The organism is Dolichospermum sp. DET69 (assembly GCA_017355425.1).
Lineage (GTDB): Bacteria > Cyanobacteriota > Cyanobacteriia > Cyanobacteriales > Nostocaceae > Dolichospermum.
In genome coordinates, this window is sequence record CP070233.1 from 3,742,082 (window position 1) to 3,763,138 (window position 21,057).

The 21,057-nt window shown below is 36.1% G+C and carries 21 protein-coding genes and 2 pseudogenes; 15 read left to right on the forward strand and 8 right to left on the reverse strand.

What is annotated here, in order from left to right; translation table 11 throughout:
* Nucleotides 1-8: 8 nt before the first annotated feature.
* Nucleotides 9-896, forward strand: coding sequence for a caspase family protein (locus tag EZY12_17085; GenBank protein ID QSX66506.1), 888 nt, complete (start codon nt 9-11; stop codon nt 894-896).
* A 69-nt stretch (nt 897-965) separates the two neighbouring features.
* On the opposite strand, the gene EZY12_17090 is transcribed toward EZY12_17085, so the two are convergent.
* Complete coding sequence (locus tag EZY12_17090) at nt 966-1,190, reverse strand: hypothetical protein (protein QSX66507.1); 225 nt, start codon at nt 1,188-1,190, stop codon at nt 966-968.
* A gap of 23 nt (nt 1,191-1,213) precedes the next feature.
* Nucleotides 1,214-1,552 (reverse strand): hypothetical protein, encoded by a 339-nt coding sequence (locus EZY12_17095; GenBank protein ID QSX66508.1) that lies wholly within the window; start codon nt 1,550-1,552, stop codon nt 1,214-1,216.
* A gap of 110 nt (nt 1,553-1,662) precedes the next feature.
* On the opposite strand from EZY12_17095, the pseudogene EZY12_17100 reads away from it, so the two are divergent.
* The 6 genes and pseudogenes from EZY12_17100 (at nt 1,663) to EZY12_17125 (ending at nt 6,449) form a co-directional block, all read left to right on the forward strand.
* Nucleotides 1,663-1,896 (forward strand): annotated as a pseudogene (locus tag EZY12_17100) (hypothetical protein).
* Nucleotides 1,897-2,006: 110 nt separating this feature from the next.
* The gene (locus EZY12_17105) at nt 2,007-2,177 is read left to right on the forward strand and encodes a hypothetical protein (protein QSX70858.1); all 171 of its coding nucleotides are present in this window, start codon (nt 2,007-2,009) and stop codon (nt 2,175-2,177) included.
* 641 nt (nt 2,178-2,818) lie between these two features.
* Complete coding sequence (locus EZY12_17110) at nt 2,819-4,309, forward strand: UDP-N-acetylmuramoyl-L-alanyl-D-glutamate--2,6-diaminopimelate ligase (GenBank protein ID QSX66509.1); 1,491 nt, start codon at nt 2,819-2,821, stop codon at nt 4,307-4,309.
* A 403-nt stretch (nt 4,310-4,712) separates the two neighbouring features.
* Nucleotides 4,713-4,937, forward strand: a pseudogene (locus EZY12_17115) (hypothetical protein).
* A gap of 247 nt (nt 4,938-5,184) precedes the next feature.
* On the forward strand, nt 5,185-5,337 hold the full coding sequence (locus EZY12_17120; protein ID QSX66510.1) for a hypothetical protein: 153 nt from the start codon (nt 5,185-5,187) through the stop codon (nt 5,335-5,337).
* Nucleotides 5,338-5,651: 314 nt separating this feature from the next.
* Nucleotides 5,652-6,449, forward strand: coding sequence for a Uma2 family endonuclease (locus EZY12_17125; protein QSX66511.1), 798 nt, complete (start codon nt 5,652-5,654; stop codon nt 6,447-6,449).
* A gap of 239 nt (nt 6,450-6,688) precedes the next feature.
* Here the strand turns inward: EZY12_17125 and EZY12_17130 are convergent, their stop codons facing one another.
* Nucleotides 6,689-8,131 (reverse strand): HAMP domain-containing histidine kinase, encoded by a 1,443-nt coding sequence (locus EZY12_17130; GenBank protein QSX66512.1) that lies wholly within the window; start codon nt 8,129-8,131, stop codon nt 6,689-6,691.
* A gap of 522 nt (nt 8,132-8,653) precedes the next feature.
* Between EZY12_17130 and EZY12_17135 the strand changes: the two genes are divergently transcribed.
* The 3 genes from EZY12_17135 to EZY12_17145 all read left to right on the forward strand — a co-directional run bounded on the left by EZY12_17135 (nt 8,654) and on the right by EZY12_17145 (nt 10,525).
* Nucleotides 8,654-9,112, forward strand: coding sequence for a BON domain-containing protein (locus EZY12_17135; GenBank protein ID QSX66513.1), 459 nt, complete (start codon nt 8,654-8,656; stop codon nt 9,110-9,112).
* Between the two features lie 141 nt (nt 9,113-9,253).
* Nucleotides 9,254-10,024: a cysteine hydrolase gene (locus tag EZY12_17140; protein QSX66514.1), complete on the forward strand. Its 771-nt coding sequence runs from the start codon at nt 9,254-9,256 to the stop codon at nt 10,022-10,024.
* Nucleotides 10,025-10,069: 45 nt separating this feature from the next.
* Complete coding sequence (locus EZY12_17145) at nt 10,070-10,525, forward strand: cupin domain-containing protein (protein QSX66515.1); 456 nt, start codon at nt 10,070-10,072, stop codon at nt 10,523-10,525.
* A gap of 73 nt (nt 10,526-10,598) precedes the next feature.
* Here EZY12_17145 and EZY12_17150 read toward each other — a convergent pair whose 3' ends face one another.
* Nucleotides 10,599-11,681 (reverse strand): SDR family oxidoreductase, encoded by a 1,083-nt coding sequence (locus EZY12_17150; GenBank protein ID QSX66516.1) that lies wholly within the window; start codon nt 11,679-11,681, stop codon nt 10,599-10,601.
* A 258-nt stretch (nt 11,682-11,939) separates the two neighbouring features.
* On the opposite strand from EZY12_17150, the gene EZY12_17155 reads away from it, so the two are divergent.
* Both EZY12_17155 and cysC read left to right on the forward strand, forming a co-directional pair.
* The gene (locus tag EZY12_17155; protein QSX66517.1) at nt 11,940-13,163 is read left to right on the forward strand and encodes a sulfotransferase; all 1,224 of its coding nucleotides are present in this window, start codon (nt 11,940-11,942) and stop codon (nt 13,161-13,163) included.
* Between the two features lie 57 nt (nt 13,164-13,220).
* Entirely contained in the window at nt 13,221-13,748 is a 528-nt protein-coding gene (gene cysC / locus EZY12_17160; protein ID QSX66518.1) for an adenylyl-sulfate kinase, read from the forward strand.
* Nucleotides 13,749-13,787: 39 nt separating this feature from the next.
* Here the strand turns inward: cysC and EZY12_17165 are convergent, their stop codons facing one another.
* From EZY12_17165 to EZY12_17175, 3 genes are read right to left on the reverse strand one after another with little or no spacing between them, the layout of a single operon-like run.
* On the reverse strand, nt 13,788-15,053 hold the full coding sequence (locus tag EZY12_17165; GenBank protein ID QSX66519.1) for a hypothetical protein: 1,266 nt from the start codon (nt 15,051-15,053) through the stop codon (nt 13,788-13,790).
* Between the two features lie 17 nt (nt 15,054-15,070).
* Nucleotides 15,071-15,877: an SDR family oxidoreductase gene (locus EZY12_17170; GenBank protein QSX66520.1), complete on the reverse strand. Its 807-nt coding sequence runs from the start codon at nt 15,875-15,877 to the stop codon at nt 15,071-15,073.
* 29 nt (nt 15,878-15,906) lie between these two features.
* Nucleotides 15,907-16,368: a hypothetical protein gene (locus tag EZY12_17175; GenBank protein ID QSX66521.1), complete on the reverse strand. Its 462-nt coding sequence runs from the start codon at nt 16,366-16,368 to the stop codon at nt 15,907-15,909.
* Between the two features lie 83 nt (nt 16,369-16,451).
* Here EZY12_17175 and corA point away from each other — a divergent pair, with 83 nt between their 5' ends.
* The 3 genes from corA to EZY12_17190 all read left to right on the forward strand — a co-directional run bounded on the left by corA (nt 16,452) and on the right by EZY12_17190 (nt 20,576).
* A complete protein-coding gene (gene corA, locus EZY12_17180) occupies nt 16,452-17,603 on the forward strand; it encodes a magnesium/cobalt transporter CorA (GenBank protein QSX66522.1) in 1,152 nt (383 codons plus the stop codon).
* Between the two features lie 815 nt (nt 17,604-18,418).
* Nucleotides 18,419-19,471 carry a uroporphyrinogen decarboxylase gene (locus tag EZY12_17185; GenBank protein QSX66523.1) on the forward strand — a complete coding sequence of 351 codons (1,053 nt, stop codon included), beginning with the start codon at nt 18,419-18,421 and terminating at the stop codon, nt 19,469-19,471.
* 148 nt (nt 19,472-19,619) lie between these two features.
* The gene (locus tag EZY12_17190) at nt 19,620-20,576 is read left to right on the forward strand and encodes an NAD(P)-dependent oxidoreductase (protein QSX66524.1); all 957 of its coding nucleotides are present in this window, start codon (nt 19,620-19,622) and stop codon (nt 20,574-20,576) included.
* A gap of 178 nt (nt 20,577-20,754) precedes the next feature.
* On the opposite strand, the gene EZY12_17195 is transcribed toward EZY12_17190, so the two are convergent.
* Nucleotides 20,755-21,024 carry a hypothetical protein gene (locus tag EZY12_17195; GenBank protein QSX66525.1) on the reverse strand — a complete coding sequence of 90 codons (270 nt, stop codon included), beginning with the start codon at nt 21,022-21,024 and terminating at the stop codon, nt 20,755-20,757.
* Nucleotides 21,025-21,057 lie beyond the last annotated feature (33 nt).

A 21,057-nucleotide genomic window follows, 5' to 3' on the forward strand; every position in this document is an offset into this window, starting at 1 on the left:
GCTGGACAATGGCGAGAATTGCACTACTGATAGGGGTAAGTGAATATCAACCAGGCTTAAATAAACTGGCTGGGGCTGTAAAAGATATCGAAGCAATGCGGCGAGTTTTACAGCATCCAGAAATGGGCGATTTTGCTGAAAGTGAAATTATAATCATGCCAAATCCTCAAAGACAGGATATGGAAAATGCGATTGAAAAGCTTTTTGATAACCGTAAAAAAGATGATTTATTATTGTTTTATTTCTCTGGTCATGGAATTACCGATGATACTGGTAAGTTATATCTAACTAATAGCCAAACTCGCAAATATGATAATGGTAATTTGGTCAAAACTACAGCTACTCCTGCCAGCTTAATACATGAATTCATGGAAAATAGTCGTTCTCAGCGACAGGTAATTATTCTGGATGCTTGTTTTAGTGGTGCTTTTGCCGAAGGGATGAAAGCAAAAGATGATAGTAGTGTAGATATTAATCAGCAATTGGGAGGAAAAGGTAGGGCGGTTTTGACTTCTTCCTCTTCTAGTCAATATTCTTTTGAACAAACAGGAGAAGAATTATCAGTTTATACTCGTTACATTGTTAATGGTATTGAAACTGGGGCGGCTGACATTGATAACGATGGCGTGATTTCTGTTAATGAATTGCATGAATATGCCTCTAAAAAAGTGCAGGAAGCAGCACCAGCAATGAGTCCTAAAATTTATGCTGTGGAAGAAGGTTATAAAATTAAGGTAGCAAACGCACCTGTTGGTAATCCAAAATTAAAATATCGCAAGGAAGTAGAAAAATATTTATGTGATGGTAAAATTTCAGTGGTTAATCGTCGAAGTTTAAAAATTCATCAAAATAAATTAGGTTTTTTATCATCACAATATGTTCCCGTTCTCGAATAATACTAAATCCGAGTAACTCTAATGTTTTAATAACTTTTGCTTTTGGTGCATCTACGGGAAATTTAGGCATTAAATCATCACCTCAGCTTCCGCTACAAAAGCCTCTAAAATTGGTGATTCATCTTCTAAAACTTCTTTACCAAATACTTCTATATGACATTTAATAGCTGATTTGACATCAGATAAGGCTTCTTCATAACTGTCACCTTCACCAACTATAACTCCTTGAATACCAAGGGGGTAAGCAATATAACCATCAAAGTGTTTTTCGACAATAATTTTAATTTGTTTCATATAGTTCATTTTGGAGGATCTAATTATTTGTTAGGTTTTTCTGGAAGTTGGTTTAAAGTATATCTAGCTCTAGTTTTGAGAATATTCAATTGATCAACCTGTGCCAGTAATTTGTCTAAAGTTTCAAATTCCTCATTTGACAATTGATTTTCAGAATTTTTCATTAATAACTTATCTAATTGAGTCTGAGTTTTGGGAGATAATACACTTTCTACCAAAGCTTGTAATTCATCTAAACTTAACCCAATCAATAATTCAGTATCTGCTGATAAGTTGGTTAGTTGTTGGTAAGTTTCCAGATTTAACAATACACCAGCTTTTTCTCCCTGGGCATTAGTTATATGCTGCACTGATTCAGACATGGTTTGGATTTTGTATGACTGGTTATATTGTAACTTTTTATCAAAATAAAGGTTTATAAGACATAACAAATATTTATAATCAATAACATACAGGAAAACTATCTAAAAATATGAGTAACCAAATCACAATTACTCTACCAGATGACGTTTATCAAAAAGCTGAACACTTTGCACGTCTAGCAAATCGGGATTTAGCCAGCGTCTTAGTTGATACCATTCAATTTTCTATTCCACCTATTAGCTTAGAAGCAACAAACTTTGAACCTGTATCAGCACTTTCTGATCAACAAGTTTTAGCTTTGACAGAATTACAAATGGAATCTGAAGAAGATAGTCGTTTAAGTAGGTGAACATAAAAAATTAAAGGTATGTAAAGAAAAGTAAAATCTCCCAAAACCTCTTCATTCTTGCCTCTTGCCTTTTGCCTCTTGCCTTGCCATAACGACAATTTTCAATGCTAACCTACTTAAGTGAGTTACTGGATAAACAACAAGCTGGTATGCTTACAGAATCAGAATATTCTGAATTGCAAACACTAATGCAAATTTATCAGGAAGGACTATTGCGAAAAGCCACCGCATTGAGTGAAGCTGTCAACCGTGGATTAATAAAAGACATATCATAAGACCTCGCGGTAAGTGGGAAACTCAGTGGCTAAAGCCGGTGAGAGGGAAACGACACGAGCGGTTTTAACCGCCTTGAATATTTCTTCATTACCGCCTTGGAGTTGGAAAATTCGGGGTACTTTTGTGATGTACTTTCAACGGGACAATTACCGATTCAAATTTTCCAACTCTGTACGCATAATGTTTTGCTCCAAAGAGCCTCCCATTTCTGGGGTAATGTTAGCTTCGACCTGTTATAAGAGCTTGTTAAGCTTGCAACACTGTTCCAGTGACCTTGGAACTGTTTAATCACAAGCGACAGGGCAAGGAACTAGCTACGCATTCCGGGGTGTCTTGACTCAAATAACGGCTACCCTGAGACTATGCTCAGGGTGGTCTGGTCAGTACAGCTTGCTTGATTACTCTTGCAAGCTCAGTCCTTTTAGGGCTGGGTTACTGACAGGATTAACTGCCTGTGGTCGTGTTACAGTTTTAGCTTTATAACTTAATAATAATCTACGCAGTGACTGTGAGACAAGCCTGGGTTTCTGCTGGTTGGCATCCACCTGAAGATGGTTTCTAAATTCTGTGGTATTTCTGTCAATAGATAAAAAATAATGTTTAAATAAGCGCAAGACAAGCTTGTGGCGAGGTTCACCAGATGAAATTACGGGAATTACTAGCGGCTGTAGATGGGATTGAGTTTGTAAATATACCAGATATTGATATTCAAGGACTGAAAACTAATTCTCATGCTTGTACTGCGGGAGATTTGTTTATTGGGATGCCAGGAAGTAGAGTAGATGGTGGGGAATTTTGGGCAAGCGCTTTAGCGGCTGGTGCAGTAGCAGCAATTATTTCCACAGAAGCCATGCAGAAAAATCCGCCTACATCAAAATCTGTGGTCATTAGTGCCGATAATATGACTACAGCTTGCGCCCAAATAGCCGCAGCTTTTTATGGTTATCCTGGACAAAAACTGAAAATGCTGGGTGTGACAGGGACAAATGGTAAAACTACCACCACTCATTTAATTGAACATTTCCTAACTCAAGCTAGTTTACCGACAGCGTTGATAGGTACACTTTACACCCGCTGGCCTGGTTTTGCCGAAACTGCCGTTAATACCACCCCTTTTGCTGTGGATTTGCAACAGCAATTAGCAAAAGCCATCAATGCTGGTTGTGAAACTGGGGTAATGGAAGTTAGTTCTCACGCTTTGGCACAGGGAAGAGTGTTGAATTGTACTTTTGAAGTAGCGGTATTTACCAATCTTACCCAAGATCATTTGGACTATCACAAAGATATGGAGGACTATTTTGCCGCGAAAGCGTTGTTATTTAGTCCTGATTATCTCCAAGAACGGGCAATTATCAACTCTGATGATGCCTATGGTAAACGGATAATTGCATCTTTGCATCAGGAACAGGTTTGGAGTTATAGCGTTAATGATCATACCGCTGATTTTTGGATGAGTGATTTAAGTTATCAGCCAAATGGAGTAAGTGGAATTTTACATACTCCCAATGGAAATGTAGATTTTAATTCTCCTTTAGTTGGTCAATTTAACTTAGAAAATCTTTTGGCTGCGGTGGGTGCTGTTATCCATTTGGGGTTAGATTTGCAATTGGTAGCCCATGCTATTCCGTCATTTCCCGGTGTTCCTGGACGCATGGAACGGGTGCAAATTAACTCACAGCAAGATATTAGTGTGATTGTGGATTATGCCCATACTCCCGACAGTTTAGAGAATTTGCTCAAAGCTGCCCGGCCGTTTATTCCTGGTAAAATGATTTGTGTATTTGGTTGTGGAGGCGATCGCGATCGCACTAAACGTCCGAAAATGGGTAAAATAGCTGCTGATCTTGCGGATATAGCTGTGGTGACTTCAGATAATCCCCGCACTGAAGACCCAGAAAAGATACTACAGGACGTATTAGCAGGTATTCCTGATATGGTACAACCAATGGTAATTAGCGATCGCGCCACTGCCATTCATACAGCTATTTTACAAGCACAACCCGGAGACGGTGTATTATTGGCTGGTAAAGGTCACGAAGACTATCAAATTCTTGGTACTGAAAAAATCCACTTTGACGACAGAGAACAAGCGCGAGCAGCCTTACAGCAAAGAATAAACAGCAAAAATTAGATCATTAGACATCTGGTAAAAATTAAATGTGCGGTTTCTAAAACCCTTGTAGAGACGTTCCATGGAACGTCTCTACATTATTTTCTGGAGATGTTTATTAAATTTGTATCGCTTATTTGAAGTTTCCCTCAAAAAAATGTTGGTGATTATGTAGGTACGGAAGAAAAAATCAAGGGTTTGAGTCATTGAAATAGTTGAATTTTATGATTTTTTGGCAATTTCCTCTATCTAAAGTTGGAAAAAGGCTGTTCAAAATTAACTTGGAGTGATAATATTTTTTTATTGCTATGTACATTTGGTACTATGTATACATAAACTTATTTATACATATCAGTAATAGAGACGACCTAAAAAAGATTTCATGTAGCTTGGGTTTTGAGGGAATTTAACAAGTGATATTCTTATGGATGATATATCTACCAAACTCCTAGCGATTTTCCAGAATGTCAATGATTGGCTGAAGTTTGCAGAAGCTAAAAATGGCGTTTTATTGGCTTTTTCTGGTGCTGCTATTACTGCAACTGTAACTCTTTTAGCCACAGCAGAAAAATTTCCTAATTCATTAAGAATTGGTTTATTGATCACAACAATTCTTTTATGTATTTGCTCTTTAATTTGTTCCCTTTCTTTGACTAATAACCAAAGTAAACTTTAGGTTACTAAAGATATTTAGTCATCTTTAGATGACTTTAGCTATTAGACTTGGGAATTCATTCCCAGACGGGCTATGGATTTTACGTTAAGTTGACACCAATGATCACTGCTAAACCCCTACGATAAATGTGGTTTTTACAGCAACACATATTTGATGTTTTTTCTCAATGCGTAGGTTCTACAAATAATAGATGTAATTATAAATAAAAAAATTAATACCCATGTCATCCAGTCAATTTACTCTTGAACAAATTAAATCAGAATTTGGAATTACTCTTGCTGAAAAAGTAGGATTTTTTGCTGCAATTCCAGAACAAAACTATAGTCAATGGTTAGCGGAAACACTTGAATATAATATAGCGGTATGTACTTGAATGAGATACAGTGATTAAATTTCAAAACCCGTAGGGGCGGGGTTTCCCCGCCCTCAATTGTATTGCATCCCAACAATAACCGCTATATACCCTTAGCTTTGTCTATTAACTCCGAAAAAGCTCGTTCACAAATGATAGTTACACCTATTTTAATTAAAATTAAAAAGCAATTAAATAATCCAGTAAGTTTATTTTGAGGTAAGGATTTCAATGTAGATCCTCAAAGAGTAAGATGTTACAATTCCCCCAGAACAGACAATTGGACAGATTATTGAATTTAGGAAACAGCCATTAAATACTGGAGCTAGTTAATCATGTATCAAAGCGATGTGAATATCAAACCGAGCTATGAGCCGCTACCTCCTCAAGAAACGTTGCCAACAATGTATGATTTACCTAGCGAAAATCCGGAGGAACCAGGTTTGCCCGATGAATTTCACCTATTACAACCAGAACTACTACGTAGTACCTTCAGTCCACCGGGGTATAGCGATGATAGAGTATTTACAGCCAGCGATCTAAACTTATATTATGACTCCTTGCATCCCCAATGGTATAAACGCCCAGATTGGTTTGCAGTTTTAGGAGTATCGCGCTTTTATCAGGAAACAGAATTGCGCTTAAGTTATGTAACATGGCAAGAAGGAACAAATCCTTTTGTGGCTATAGAATTAATATCACCAGGTACAGAAAATGAAGACTTGGGAAAAAATCTCCGGGAAGTGAACCAACCTCCTAATAAGTGGTCAGTATATGAACAAATTCTCAGGATACCCTATTATTTTGTTTATAACCGTTATACAAATGAGTTTCATTGTTTCGGCTTAATGCTCAATCGCTATCAACTTCTACCGATAAATGGACTAGGAGTATGGTTAGAAGAGGTTGAATTAGGTTTAGGACTGTGGGAGGGAGAATATCAAGGATTAACTAGGTTGTGGTTACGTTGGTATGATAGAGATAATAATTGGCTACCTACCTCCACAGAACAGGAAAAACAACGGGCTGAACAAGAAAAACAACGGGCTGAACAGGAAAAACAACGGGCTGATTCTGCTGAATTAGAAATTGCTAGGTTACGACAATTATTACGGGAAAAAGAGATTAGTTAACCTAACTACCCATAGAACGTCTTTACACGGTTTCCAGGTTACACTATTGCTAACACAGCTTACCCATCTATACGGATGGGTTTTGTTTGTATAAATGAAATTTATAATTGCTTAAACAATCTTTAACAAATTGGTGATCTAAAAATTCCAATTTGGAAAATTCCTTAGTTCACAAAGCGTGGACTTGAGCTATTAGACAGGGAATTTATTCCCTGTCGGGTGTGGGATTTACCTACCTTTCACACTTGTTGAGTAACTTCCAAAGGTAAGAAAATTGTCAAAACCTCCCCATATTGAGGACGTTGACGGACAATCAACTTTCCACCAATTGCTTGAAATAAATGCTTAGTTGCCGCCATATTTAAACTAATTGCCCCAGTTTCCGGCTGAAACATTAATAATTGACCTAAAGATTTCCGAATTGGTGGCGTTGTTTTGTAGTTTTTATCTTGACAATCAAACTGAGGTGATAACTGCAATTTTAGTTGATCACCCGCAGGAATTACTTGCACCTGAATACAACTACCAGGAGGTAAACTGCGGGTAAAATTCTCAATTAAACCAGTGAGTACCCGGTCTAGCATAGCAGGATTACTAACCACAGTAGGTAATTGCTTAGGTAATACCACATTTAAAGTTAAATTACGACGAGTTGCTGCTTGTTGCCAACGAGGAATACTTTGCTGTAAAACTTCATCTAAACACATAGGTGTAAGTTGAGAATGAGCAAATTTTGAAGGTTGTGATAAATTCTCTAATTCTGCCGCTTTAAATAATAACTCCATTCGGTCAATTTGCTCAGTACATTCATGATCAATAACCTCTAAACGACTGATCACATTCACAGGTAAATCTTGACGTTTTAATAATAACCGTGTCATCATCCGAATTGTTGTCAACGGAGTGCGAACCTCATGGGCAAAGGCTTGGAGTAATTCAATATCAGAACGAGAAGGAGATTTAGGCGGTGGAGTCGGTGAAGAACAATGTGATGAAGTATGAGTAACTGGATTATTTTCTGTAATAGTTAATTCCTGAAGCAATAACTGACTAAATTGAATTATAGTGTGATAATCTGGTGCAACTAAAGGATAATTTTGCACCTTAATATCTAAATCAGCAAACAGTTCTGGATTAGTTAAAACTACCCTAGCACCTAAAGACTGCCAAGCTTTTTGTACAACCTCTGGTTCAAAAGAAAACAAAAACTCTTTTTTACCATGTTCATATTCCGCCAAAACCAGAACTAATCTAAATTTATCTGTGAATATCAAACAAAACTGCTCCGCGCCCAGAGGATCAGCCGGTAATAAAGGTAAAATAGATTCTTGAAAGCTAGGATTATGAGAAGTATTTGTTTCTATATTATTTATATTGGGTGCCATTTCTGATGGCATAATAAATGGCATCAACGCCAAAGGGTTAAAAGGTCTAGTTGTGAAAGTTACCGTTTGTAACTGCTGTGTTAGTTGTGGGTGACTAAATAAGGGTGCGGGTGCAGTTAATACCAAACCTTGAGTAGTATCAGATAAAGTTGTAGCTAAAGTTTTCAACAGCAGGTTTTCCGTAGCTGCAAGACTAACACGCCATTGCTGTTCTGCTTTAGCCGTAGAACATTTAGGGATATGAGATTGATTTTCAGATAAAACTTCCTTGAGACTTGGCAAAATCCATTCGTACACAGGTTTTCACCTCTTGATTGCTTCAGCAGCTAATGGTGGCTATTTCAGACATTGCACTCTACATCCACGAGATTATCGTCATTAGGGTGAATACAGAAAGTGGTATAACCGAACATTTAAGGTGCAATATCCTCTCTTGGTCGGATATTTTGAAGAGTCACCGAGTCACCGAGTCAGGAGAAAGAAGAAGAAGAAGAAGAATCAAGAAATTACCAATTCTTCCACTGACAACTGACCAATCCCCGAAAAGATGCGGCTGAGTCTCTATAATAGAGAATATAGAAATAGTGGCTACTCCTGAGCATCAAATCGTCAATCACTATAGCCATGAGTACAATCAAATTGGCTCTTTTCAATAAAAGCGTTTTAATTTAGTTATGGGAAAGTTGTCAAATCGTCAGTTATCTGGATGTTTGGTTTATAACTTTTGGGTGTAGCAATTTAATTCTTTTTTAAGATTTGCTCCTCGGCATCACGCACAGTAAAATCCCTCACTTCAAGTATTCAATTTTGGAAATCAACATGAAAAAGCTCATTCCTTTTCTAGTTAGTGGCATTTTGGTAGCTGGTATGGTTGGTTGTCAAGAAGCACCAAAAACAGGTTCAGAAACTACTGGTACGGGTACGACTACAACCCCCGTTGTTCCAGCAAAACCTGCTTCTGATACTACGCCGATGATAGACAATTCTACTACAACTCCAACCGCAACTCCCACTACAACTTCCACCGCAAGCCCCACTCCAACTTCTAAATCTACAACTAAATCTACAACTGACTTAAAAACCGAAATTAGCAAAAAGCTGAAAGCAGGTTTACCTGAGAACAAGTTGGAAGTAGTTAACAAAAATGGTGAAATTACTCTCACAGGAACAGCAACTTCTCAGAAAGAAATCACACAGGCTGAAACTTTAATTAAGGAAGTAGCTGGTGTGAAAAGTGTCAAGGTAGAAGCTAAAGTGAAGGCTGAGAAAAAACCCTAGTTATTCTATTTTATACCATTTGGGATTTTGAATTGGTTTTACAATCATTTATTTGTCAAATTGGTATAACTTGAGATTAGAATTTATCAGGGCTTACTTTAGTTAGTAAGTCCTGTTTTTTACTGATTGAAAGAAATAATAATGAATCTACCCACTCGGAAACTAGGATTTGCACCCAATAACTGGGACGTAAATCAGTCATTTGCAGATATTACCCGTCCTGAAAAGACTCCACAAGCAGTTATTTTAGCCACAGAAACTAAAACTCTTCGTTGCGACTTATCCAAAGCTGCTATCATTGTTATTGATATGCAAAATGATTTTTGTCATCCTGACGGTTGGTTGTCACACATTGGTGTAGATGTCACTCCTGCTCGTCAACCGATTGCACCTTTGCAACAATTATTACCACAATTTCGGGCGGCTGGTGTACCTGTAATTTGGTTAAATTGGGCAAATCGTCCCGATTTACTCAATATTAGTGCTGGGTTAATGCACGTGTATAATCCCACAGGGGAAGGTGTCGGATTAGGTGATTCCTTGCCCAGTAACGGTTCTAAGGTACTTATAAAGGGCAGTTGGGCTGCTGCGGTGGTAGAAGAACTAGAACAGCTACCAGAGGACATCCAGGTTGATAAATATCGCATGAGTGGATTTTGGGATACACATTTAGATAGTATTTTACGGAATTTGGGTATAACTACAATATTTTTTACTGGTGTAAATGCTGATCAATGTGTTTTATCAACTTTGTGTGATGCTAATTTTTTAGGATATGATTGTATTTTAGTCAAAGATTGTACTGCAACAACTTCACCAGAATATTGTTGGTTAGCAACTTTATATAATGTGCAACAATGTTTCGGTTTTGTGACAGATTTGTCAGCAATTTTAACTGCAATTAATAATTAATTTAAATTGGTAGAGAATACCAATTACCAATTACCAATTAAGAATATGTACGATACTTGTTGTGTAATTCCCATTATCAAATCCCCCAAAGATTATCAAGCATATCGAATTAGTCCCCATGACTCTAACCGATTAGCAATTATCTTTGATTCCACAAATGCTAATACTTCCTTAACTTGTTGTCTAGAAATATTTGATGTTGGTGGACAAACACCAGCAAATCGCCATCAATTCGCTGTAGAAATGTTTTTTATTCTCAAAGGAGAAGGCATAGCAATTTGTGATGGTAAGACAGTAAATATCAAAGCTGGAGATAGTTTGTTAGTGCCACCGACAGGTACACATTTGATTAGAAATACTGGTAAAGATCGTCTTTACGCATTAACAATTATGGTTCCTAATGAGGATTTTTCGGAATTAATTCGTCGTGGTGTTCCTGTAGAATTAGATGCTGAAGATATGACTGTTTTAGAAAGATTAGATTCTTTAAAGTTTTTTTAGATGATATCTATTTGAGAACGGGAATCAAGTAATCACGATATTTACGAGAAATCCAAGTTCTACACCTGAATGGTCAATATTCTTTTAATATTTCTTCTTTGATAAATTGATTCATTAATTTATCAAAGAGTTCTTTTGTCATTGGAGAAATTTTTGTCCCGATTCTTTGGATTTCTTCTTGTTTCCAAAGTGGTTCTTGTATCTGCATATAAGGATGATATATTTCAGTATATCTATATGCTATTTTTTCTGATTTTGATGCTTTTAATGATTCCTTTGTGGCGGTTGAATCATGATACATTCCTCTTACTTTGAAATTTTTTTGAATTATTTCTGTGATTTCTCCAACTGAAATATTTTTCGGATTTACTAAATTGTAAGTTTTTCCCAGACAACAACTTTTTTTTATATCTACACAGGCATTAATTACTTCATTTATGGGGATTAAATTTTTAGTTATTTCTGGAGAACCAATAAGCCTTATATTTAATTCAAGTTCTGTCTCTGAATATTTCAAGTGCTTTAAAAATTTTTCTTGTGAACCAAATTGAGATATTATAACTTTCATTAAGGTTAAAGCATATCCATAAACCATTCTTGTTTGTTTTTTTGCTGTATAAGTTTTTGAATCTCCCATGATGATACTTGGCCTAATAATAGTTATAGGCAATTTAGATTCATAGACTATTTTTTCAGAAAGATTTTTTGTTTCTTCATAAGGGTTGTTGAATCCTTCTGTAGGTTCAAATCTATTTTCTGGAACTTCTTCTAGGGTTTTTCCGGAAATATACGCAGTACTCATATAAAAAAAGTTTTTTAAGTGAGGTATTTTGTTGGCAAAATTAATTATATTTTCAGTTCCTAGTGTGTTTGTTTCTTTTGTTTGATCATATTTTGAGTCTTGAAAACTTGTAGAAGCTGCCAAATGCCAAATTTGATCTATATCTATGTGACTTTTTATTCCTAAATTTGGCAGAGTAATATCTCCTTCTACATAAGTAATTCTTTCTTGGTTAAGGTCTTTGAAAATTTCTTTAGCATTGTCTATATTTCTTACTAACAAATAAAATTTATCTTCTGGAAAAATTTTATAAAATTCTTTAATTAAGTCTGTTCCTAAGAATCCTGTTGAACCTGTAATAAATAGAGTTGTCATTTTTACTTCTAGTATTTATAGATTTTCTATAGAAGACAAGCATTGCAATTTTCCGCTTTATACGTAAAATTACAGTTATTCATTCATTACAGGTATACCGTACCACATTTATCACCAAAGATCAATACTCCTAGTTGTAAAATAAATTTTTTCAATCATCTGCTTCGTATGTTTAAGCATACACAATGTGCTAAAGTTGCAGAACCGTTCAAACAATCAATTTCTTACATACAAATATTCAACCGTTGAAAAATTTTTATGAATAAATCAGTTGGTTTTGACCTCAAACCGTTACCTTTTTGGTTAAAAGTTCCAACTGTTCTTGCAAAAGAACTTGGAATCGCTTTTCCCCGTTTAACTCCTGAAAATTTGATTAAAGCAGCATCTCGCAATGCCTCTTTACCAGCTTGTTTACCTGCAAATGTTGAAGAAGCTCTGGAAGTTCTGTGTCGCTCTTTGACTGATGATGCTCAATTGCATTGGTTTGGGAAAATGAATTATTGGAACATGATTGTCACTGGATTATCTGGACTTCTAGAGGTTGAACAGGCTTTTGTAGATGATCCTTCACTGATTAATACAAAACTAATTAATCCATTAATTGTTGTTGGTTTACCCCGAAGTGGAACAACCTTTTTGCATCGTCTTTTAAGTTGTCCAGAAAATGCAAAAGGCATTGAGTTATATAGACATTTGTATCCTGTAGCAAAACAGCCGGATCTTCGCAAATTATATGCTTTTGCCATATTTGAACCTTTTACCATTGCTAGTAGTGTATATAACATGGATGCAATTCATTATATGCGTCCTAATCTACCAGAGGAATGTATTTTTAGTCTGCGTTTGAGCATTCAGTCTACGCTTTTTTGGTCTATAGCCCCTACCTATAGTTATCTTTCTTGGTTACTAGATCAAGATTTACGAGAAACCTATGAATTTTATCGTAAAGTATTGATTCTTTATCAAAAACAGCTACCAGGGAAATGCTTAACTCTTAAGTGTCCTGATCATGTTGCTTGGCTACCATCTCTTGTAGAGGCACTTCCAGAAGCCCATATTGTCCAAACTCATCGAGATCCATTAGAAACTCTGGCCAGCGATTGCAAACTAACTTTATCATTACATGGCTTGGCTACAGATTCACTTGACTGGCGTAAAATAGTTAATCACGTTTATTTAAAAGAACGTACTTATGCACAAAGGTCTGTAGATTTTGCAAATTCAACCCAAGGACAAAAAGTTTTTCATGTAGACTATCGTAACCTGGTAAAAGATCCAGAAAATGTTGTTCATCAGATATATGAAAACACAGGTATTCCTTTCTCTGATCATGATTTAGAAACTGTAAAACAATACGTTTTAAGTAATAAAAAACATAAACACGGGCGTAATTCTTATAGTCTAGAACAGTTTGAGTTATCTCCTCAACAGGTCATGGATACATTTAAGGATTATACAGATAGATTTATCAATAATCCTTAAGTTTAATACATTGTCGGTATAAACACTTGAAAAAGCAGATTTACGGATGAGGAAAAAATGAAAAAATATGGTTTCATTTTATGGCTGACAGGACTGAGTGGTGCAGGTAAAACCACACTCACTCAAGGACTAGAATGCGAACTGAGGAAACGTGGTTGTCTGATTGAGATTCTAGATGGTGATGTTGTGAGAACAAATCTTTCCCACGGTTTAGGTTATAGCAAAGAAGACCGTAACACCAATATTCGTCGGATTGGTTTTGTCGCTAATCTACTTAGTCGAAATGGGATTGGGGTCATTGTTGCAGTAATTAGTCCCTATCGGGAAGTGAGAGATGAACTTCGGGAAACAACTAATAACTTTATAGAGGTTTATGTTAATGCACCTCTTGCAGTTTGTGAGATGCGTGATGTCAAGGGATTATATGCTAAGGCAAGATCAGGAGAAATCAAAGGTTTGACAGGTATTGATGACCCTTATGAAGAACCGATAAATCCTGATATTGTTTGCTATTCTTCGCAAGAAACTATTGTTGAAAGTATTACTAAAGTAACCACTTTTTTGGAGCAAGAGAATTATATTTGAAACATATGTTGGGTGGGAAATTCCCACCAAAACCTTCCTCTATTTTTCAACAATGCCACCATTATCTATGGCACTATAAGTATCATTATTGACTAAACCCAACCAAGGATCAGAACTAGGAGTTAAAAACAATTCAGCATAAACTTTTTCATTCAATTGATTGACATCTGATGTTTTATTTTCTTCTAAAAACCATTGATGAATTTGTCTGTGTAGCATATATTCGTTTTTGACTGTATCTAATGCCATAACAGTTTCAAAGTTACGAATTACTTGAGATAAATTATTTTGATTTGTGGTATTTGGTAATTTTTTATCCTCAATTAAATTTATACTATTTTTATCAAGTTTAGCATCATTTCCATACAGTTTAGCTAAGTTATTCCAAGTTGCTTGGTCAAGAATTTCTGAAGTAGCTGCTGATGTTTCTGGTTGAATAGAATTAAGAATTGGTCTTTCAACTACTGATTTGGAAACTGCTAAAGAACCTGCTAATCTAGCGCTGGGAAGTGATCTAGAATTATTTACGCGGACTAAACGAGGTGGAGATTGAATACCTAATTTAGATAAATCTGCTCTCCATTGGTTTTGAATATCATCAAGACGGCGGAGATGATATTGTTGTAATAATAAATTGTATCTTTCACCATTTTGGTTACTCAAATTTCTGGCTATTACTTCCGCTTGCTGGAGTTGTTTAAGAAAAGCTTTTGGTCCATAAAGTCCAGGAATGGCATCAATAGGACGACCAGAACTATCTAAAATGTAATGAATACTATTACCGGTGATTGTTCTTTCTAATTTGCGTCCGTCACCAAAATCAATTGTGACCTTAGGAACAGGACGAACTGTTTGCCAATGTAAGATAAAGTTATTTCTTAATTCTTGGGAAATTTCGGCATTTGGATATAATGCTACTCTGAAAAAACGGCTATTTGCACAACTGAGGTCTGTATCTAATCTTCCTAGTAATCGTAAAGAAAGTATTGGTTTACCACTAATTTTAGCAACAGCTTTTGCTTGTTCTAAATCGGTATACCAATATAATTTGGAAGCATAACAATCTCGTTGTTGACACAATTGATCTAAAGCTGTTTTGATTTGTGGTTCAGGTGGAGATTTTAGGTTATTAATATGGGATTTGAGGAATGTTTGTAATCCTGTCTCTCCTTGTGTCCGTAATTTTGTCACTTCTTCAGATAGTTTAGATCTGTTTAATTCGATATTTTGAGGATAACCTGCTGGTGAAAAAATTAAACTGGCAAGAATGAAAACAAAGGGAATTTGCAAATTAGTCAGTTTCATATTTTTTGCTCTCTTTTTTATAATTGTGAAAAAAGATTTTGCCAATCAATAATAGTTGGTCTATCTCCTTGATTTACCATTTCAAAAACTTTATTAGTGGAACTTTGATAAGATAAACTTTCTACACAAGCTGCGGCTACATCAATCCGGCTGGTATCCCCTGAAAGTGTGTCTCCTGTTCCGAAAACGACGTTTAATTTACCTTCACTTGTGGCTTTGAGTAAGGTATTGAGATCATAGGATGTATAGGGTCCATCAGTTAAACGTCCTGGACGAATGATAGTATAAGATATTCCTGAATTAATAATAGCTTGTTCGCCTTTTTCTTTAGCATCAAGCACACCAAAAAGATTGAGAATACTAAAAGGAAATTGATGTTTGCGAAGAATACCGCAAGAAGAAACAAACACGAAGCGGTTTAAGTTTTTTGGTGCTGCTGAGATCAGATTAATTACACCTTGAGTATCAACTTTAGTGGGGGTATTTTTCGCTTTATCTTCTAGGAATTGGGGATTAAATACACTGATTCCTAATTCGATAATGTTGGGAGTTTGGTTAAATTCCCATCTTGCAGAAGGAAAAGCGGTAGTTCCTGTACAACAAATAATAGAGGTGATATTTGCCATTGTGGCTGTGAGAGCGCTGGGTTGACAAATATCACCAATAACAATTTCTACTTTGTCGTTAAACATTTTTGTGGCTTTTTCTGCATTCCTGGTAAGAATCCGCACTGGTAAGCCTTTTTCTAATAGTTTACCAACTACAAGTTGTCCAACTCCACCGGTAGAACCGACAACCAAGATGAGATTTTCACTAGTATTCATAAATGGAAACTTTTTTGTATAGGGTATATTTAATCTACAACAATTTTGGTTTTACCTTTATGTCCATGAATTAATTGAATTTGTTCCCATCCTTCACTATACCAGGCTGTTGATTTAGGTGCTTTTAACCATTGCATAACGGCAATATTAGCAGAATTGGGACTAAAATCTGGATGATAAAGTTGAAAGTAACATCCTATAGCAACTATCCCAATGCCGCTGATACCTGTCACATCTTTATCTCTTATTAGTTTAAAACTTTGGAGATGATAACCATCTAGCGAGGTTTCTGCAAATACTAATTTTCTGCCTCTTTTATTTTGCAATTGTTGAAAAGAGGGAAAACATGGGAAAGTGGCATGACTGGAATGTGGTAATCTTCTAGCGATCGCTACTTGTCCATCTGGTAAAATAAAACCACCACCGATAATCTGTTGTAATGGTTTTGCTTCAGGTTCAATTAACCAAAATGTTTGCTGTTTTAGTTCCATAAAGATATTTTTTTAATCGCTATTTTTATTTTATCAGTAATGCGTTAAAATTTTAATTACTCATTTCTATCGGTTAAAAATTTATGGTTAAGAAAATTCGCCGTTTACCAAGTTTGAGAAAGAAGTCACACGGTAAGAAATTTTATCATGAACCAGGAACTGCACCAGGAACAATTATTGTTGATGAGAATGCGGAACAACCAATTATTTTTTTAATTGACTATAACCAAACTGAACTCATTCAAAAGCAAATCAGTTACCCGGAAGAATGTCTTAACTATTTGGATACAGAATCTGTTTCTTGGGTAGATGTTCAAGGTTTAGGAAATCAAGATATTTTACACCGTTTAGGTCAATCTTTTGATTTACATCCTCTGGTTTTAGAAGATATTGTCAACATGGTAGAACGGCCAAAAATTGAGGATTATGAAGATCAACTAGTGATTATTGCCCACATGGTTGTACCTAATAATAATACTGGCAGTTTTTACAGTGAGCAAGTAAGTTTAGTTTTAGGAAAATATTATGTATTGACAGTTCAAGAAGAACCGGAACATGATTGTTTTGATGGAGTTAGGACGAGAATTCATAAAAATAAAGGTATTATCCGCAGACAGGGAAGTGATTATTTAGCTTATTCTTTATTAGATGCAATTATTGATGGATTTTTCCCGGTTTTAGAACTTTATGGGGAACGGATTGATGAGTTAGAAGAGGAAGTAATTATTAATCCTAGTCAACAAACATTACAAAAAATATATCAAATTAGGCGGGAATTATTGCAACTACGTCGGGCAATTTGGCCACAAAGAGATGCAATTAATTCTTTGATTAGAGATGGGAGTGAATTAATTAGTGATGATGTGAGAATTTATCTACGAGACTGCTATGATCATGCAGTGCAAGTGATGGATATAGTGGAAACTTATCGAGAATTAGTTGCTGGGTTAATGGATGTGTATTTATCGGCAGTTAGCAATAAAATGAATGAGATTATGAAACTGCTAACGGTGGTTTCTTCTATTTTTATTCCTTTGACTTTCATTGCTGGAGTGTATGGGATGAATTTCAATACCGAAAAATCACCGCACAATATGCCCGAATTAAGTTGGTATTGGGGCTACCCCCTATGTTTAGGAGCAATGGCGTTAATTGCGATGAGTCTGCTATACTTTTTTTGGCGGCGGGGTTGGCTGACTAATGCTGTTAATTTCCAAAAAGATTCTCACCGCTAAAATCTATAAAATCACAGTTGAGACAATTTAATCAGTCTGAACTATGATTCTTGTGATCAAGATGATTTTGATGATTTATTTAAGAACAAGTTCTCATCATCTTCATCGCTAAAATCTATAAAATAGAGACGTTAATCAGTCTGAACTATGATGCTTGTGATCAAGATGATTTTGATGATTTATTTAAGAACAAGTTCTCATCATCTTCATCGCTAAAATCTATAAAATAGAGACGTTTACTTAAACATCTCTAGGTGGTGAATGCAATTAAATAACAGGAGCAGCTGTAAATATAAACCACAGCAATAATGCTAAAGCCAAGACACCTATTTTCACAAGCAAATAGGTATAAGCATGAGGGATAAGCAAATTTTGGGTTGTCATATTCTACCTCTACTTACTAGCAATTAACTAGTTATTTAACGGAAGGAGTCTTTTTTAATCTTTATTTTCCTATACTTCTATTATTGCTTAAAAATGAGTGATATAGATGATGGGAAAAGTTTTGTTAATATTTCTTAGCTTGATTTAGCATTTTGTCAGATTCTGAAAAATCAGCCGAAAAACTGCTATAAATCTCAATTTTTCCCAATGTGCTGAACCAAATAACAAAAAGTTGTTTGATCTGTGTTTAGGAGTATTAATCATGAAATTTAGTGACTCCTGACTGGGCGCAGGCCCTGCGCCCCTACTATTACGTTTTATTAAGTTAAATCAAGCAACCTTAAAACATAGATAGGTAGACAGATCAACGGTAATCTGAGGATGGTAAGCTAAAGAGTGAAATATAAAAGTGACTTAGGACCAAGTGTTAAATGGGTGTTTCCTCAACGGCTCCTCTCCTGCTTCGGGCTGCTCGTGGTGAACAAGTAGATCGTCCCCCTGTATGGATGATGCGACAAGCGGGACGCTATATGCAAGCTTACCGAGATTTGCGGGAAAAATATCCTTCATTCCGCGATCGCTCGGAAATTCCCGAAGTAGCAATAGAAGTTTCCCTCCAACCCTGGAGAGCTTTCCAACCCGACGGAGTGATTTTATTTTCCGATATTGTCACCCCCTTACCAGGAATGGGGATTGACATGGATATTGCGGAAGGGAAGGGACCGATTATTTATTCGCCCATACGCACTCAAGCACAAATTGAAAAACTGCGTCCCCTAGATCCAGAAACAGCCCTACCGTTTATCAAGACTATCTTACAGGCATTGCGCTCTGAAGTAGGTAATCAATCAACGGTATTGGGCTTTGTGGGCGCACCTTGGACATTAGCAGCTTATGCGGTGGAAGGTAAAGGTTCTAAAACCTATTCCATCATCAAAAACATGGCCTTCTCAGATCCGACTATTCTGCATCAGCTATTAACTAAATTAGCTGATTCAATAGCTGATTATGTGCGTTATCAAATTGACTGCGGCGCTCAAGTGGTGCAAATGTTTGATTCTTGGGCGGGACAATTAAGTCCTCAAGATTATGATACCTTTGCTCTACCTTATCAGAAAATGGTGTTCGAGAAAGTCAAAGCAACTCATCCTGACACACCATTAATTTTGTTGGTGACAGGTAGCGCCGGACTTTTAGAAAGAATGGCTACCTCTGGTGCGGATATTATTACTATAGACTGGACAGTAGATATGGCAGATGCCAGAGCCAGATTAGGTAAGCACGTAAAAGTACAGGGTAATCTTGATCCGGGTGTGTTATTTGGTTCTAAGGAATTTATCCGCGATCGCGTTTTGGACACTGTTCGCAAAGCCGGTAACTGGGGACACATCCTCAATCTCGGCCATGGTGTACTTCCAGAAACACCAGAAGAAAATGTGGCCTTCTTCTTTGAAACTGCCAAAAACCTCAACGCTTTGGTATAATCTGTAGGGTGGGCAATGCCCACCTGATTTTTAATGAAACGCAGATAAACGCAGATGATGAAATATCTTATAATTAATTTGTGAAACCCGTTATTGAACTTTTTTGAATTACATTAATCATTAAATAACAACTAAAACCTTAAATTTCATGACTAAAAAACGTATTTTAATCACGGGTGCAAGTGGCTGTATTGGTCACTATATCAGCGAAGCCTTAATTCAAAATACTAACCACGAATTGTATTTACTGGTTAGAAACCCAAACAAACTACAAGTTGATACTACAGCCCGTCCCGGTATCACTGTTCTCCAGGGTGATATGCAGGAAATTGGTAAATTCTCTAATTTACTCAAAACCATTGATATTGCCGTATTAACAGCCACTTCTTGGGGTGGTGAGGGCATTTTTGATATCAATGTCTTCAAAACCCTGGAATTAATGAATCTGTTAAATCCAGAAAAATGTGAGCAAGTAATTTATTTTTCCACTGCGAGTGTTTTGAACAACGATAATAAACCACTTAAAGAAGCGGGAGAAATCGGTACAGATTATATCCGTTCTAAATATGATTGTTTGCATCAAATCGAAAAATTAGCTATTTTTCCGAAAATTACCACGGTTTTTCCTACTTTAGTTTTAGGTGGTGATGACAAAAAACCTTATTCTCATCTCACATCTGGTATTCCTGAAGTTACTAACTATATTGATATCATTCGTTTTTTACAAGCAGATAGCAGTTTTCACTTTATTCATGGGCGAGATATTGCTACAGTTATCCAATATTTAATTGATTATCCACCACAACAGGGAGATCCCCGTCGATTTGTTTTAGGACAATCTTCTTTAACTGCTAATCAAGCTATTGAAGAAGTTTGTGCTTATTTAAATAAAAAGATTTACTTCCGCATTCCTCTATCTATAGGGTTAGCTAATGTAATTATTGTTTTATTCCGGATTCAAATGGCAGCTTGGGATAGATTCTGTATGGATTATCGTCATTTTAGCTATGCTAACGCCATTAATCCTAGCAGTTTCAATTTGCCTAATTACTGTGCAACTATGGCTGATGTTTTGAAAATTAGCGGTGTTAACAGTCCGCGGTGAGCAATTTATTCAAACTAATCCTTGCTTTCTAGCAATTCTTTAGACATCTGGTAACAATTAAATATGCGTTTTCTAGAACCTTTGTAGAGCCAAAATCCCTGCGAACATCTCTACAATCTTTTTTACCAGATGTCTTTTAGTTAAAGAATTTAGTAAAAGGTAAAAAAATCCTGCCCTTTTATATTGGCTCAAATTTAGCTATAGCATTGATAGCCTTTTGTAGGCTTGGAGAACATAACTTAGCCACTTCCATTTGCCAGTAGTTATTAACAAAGTGAATCAACTGTCCATTATAGTCTCTACCTACCTTTGCCGTGCTGTTGGACTGTGGAACTATAGCCTCATGCAATTCACGTTTTTTAGATTTTCTCGCAATATTAATCAATGTTTGTTTCGGATCACTAATTTCGTCTACATTTTGAGGAATCAATATTTGTGAAACTGCCAAGAATTTGGCAAAGCTTTCTCTATCAGCTAAAAT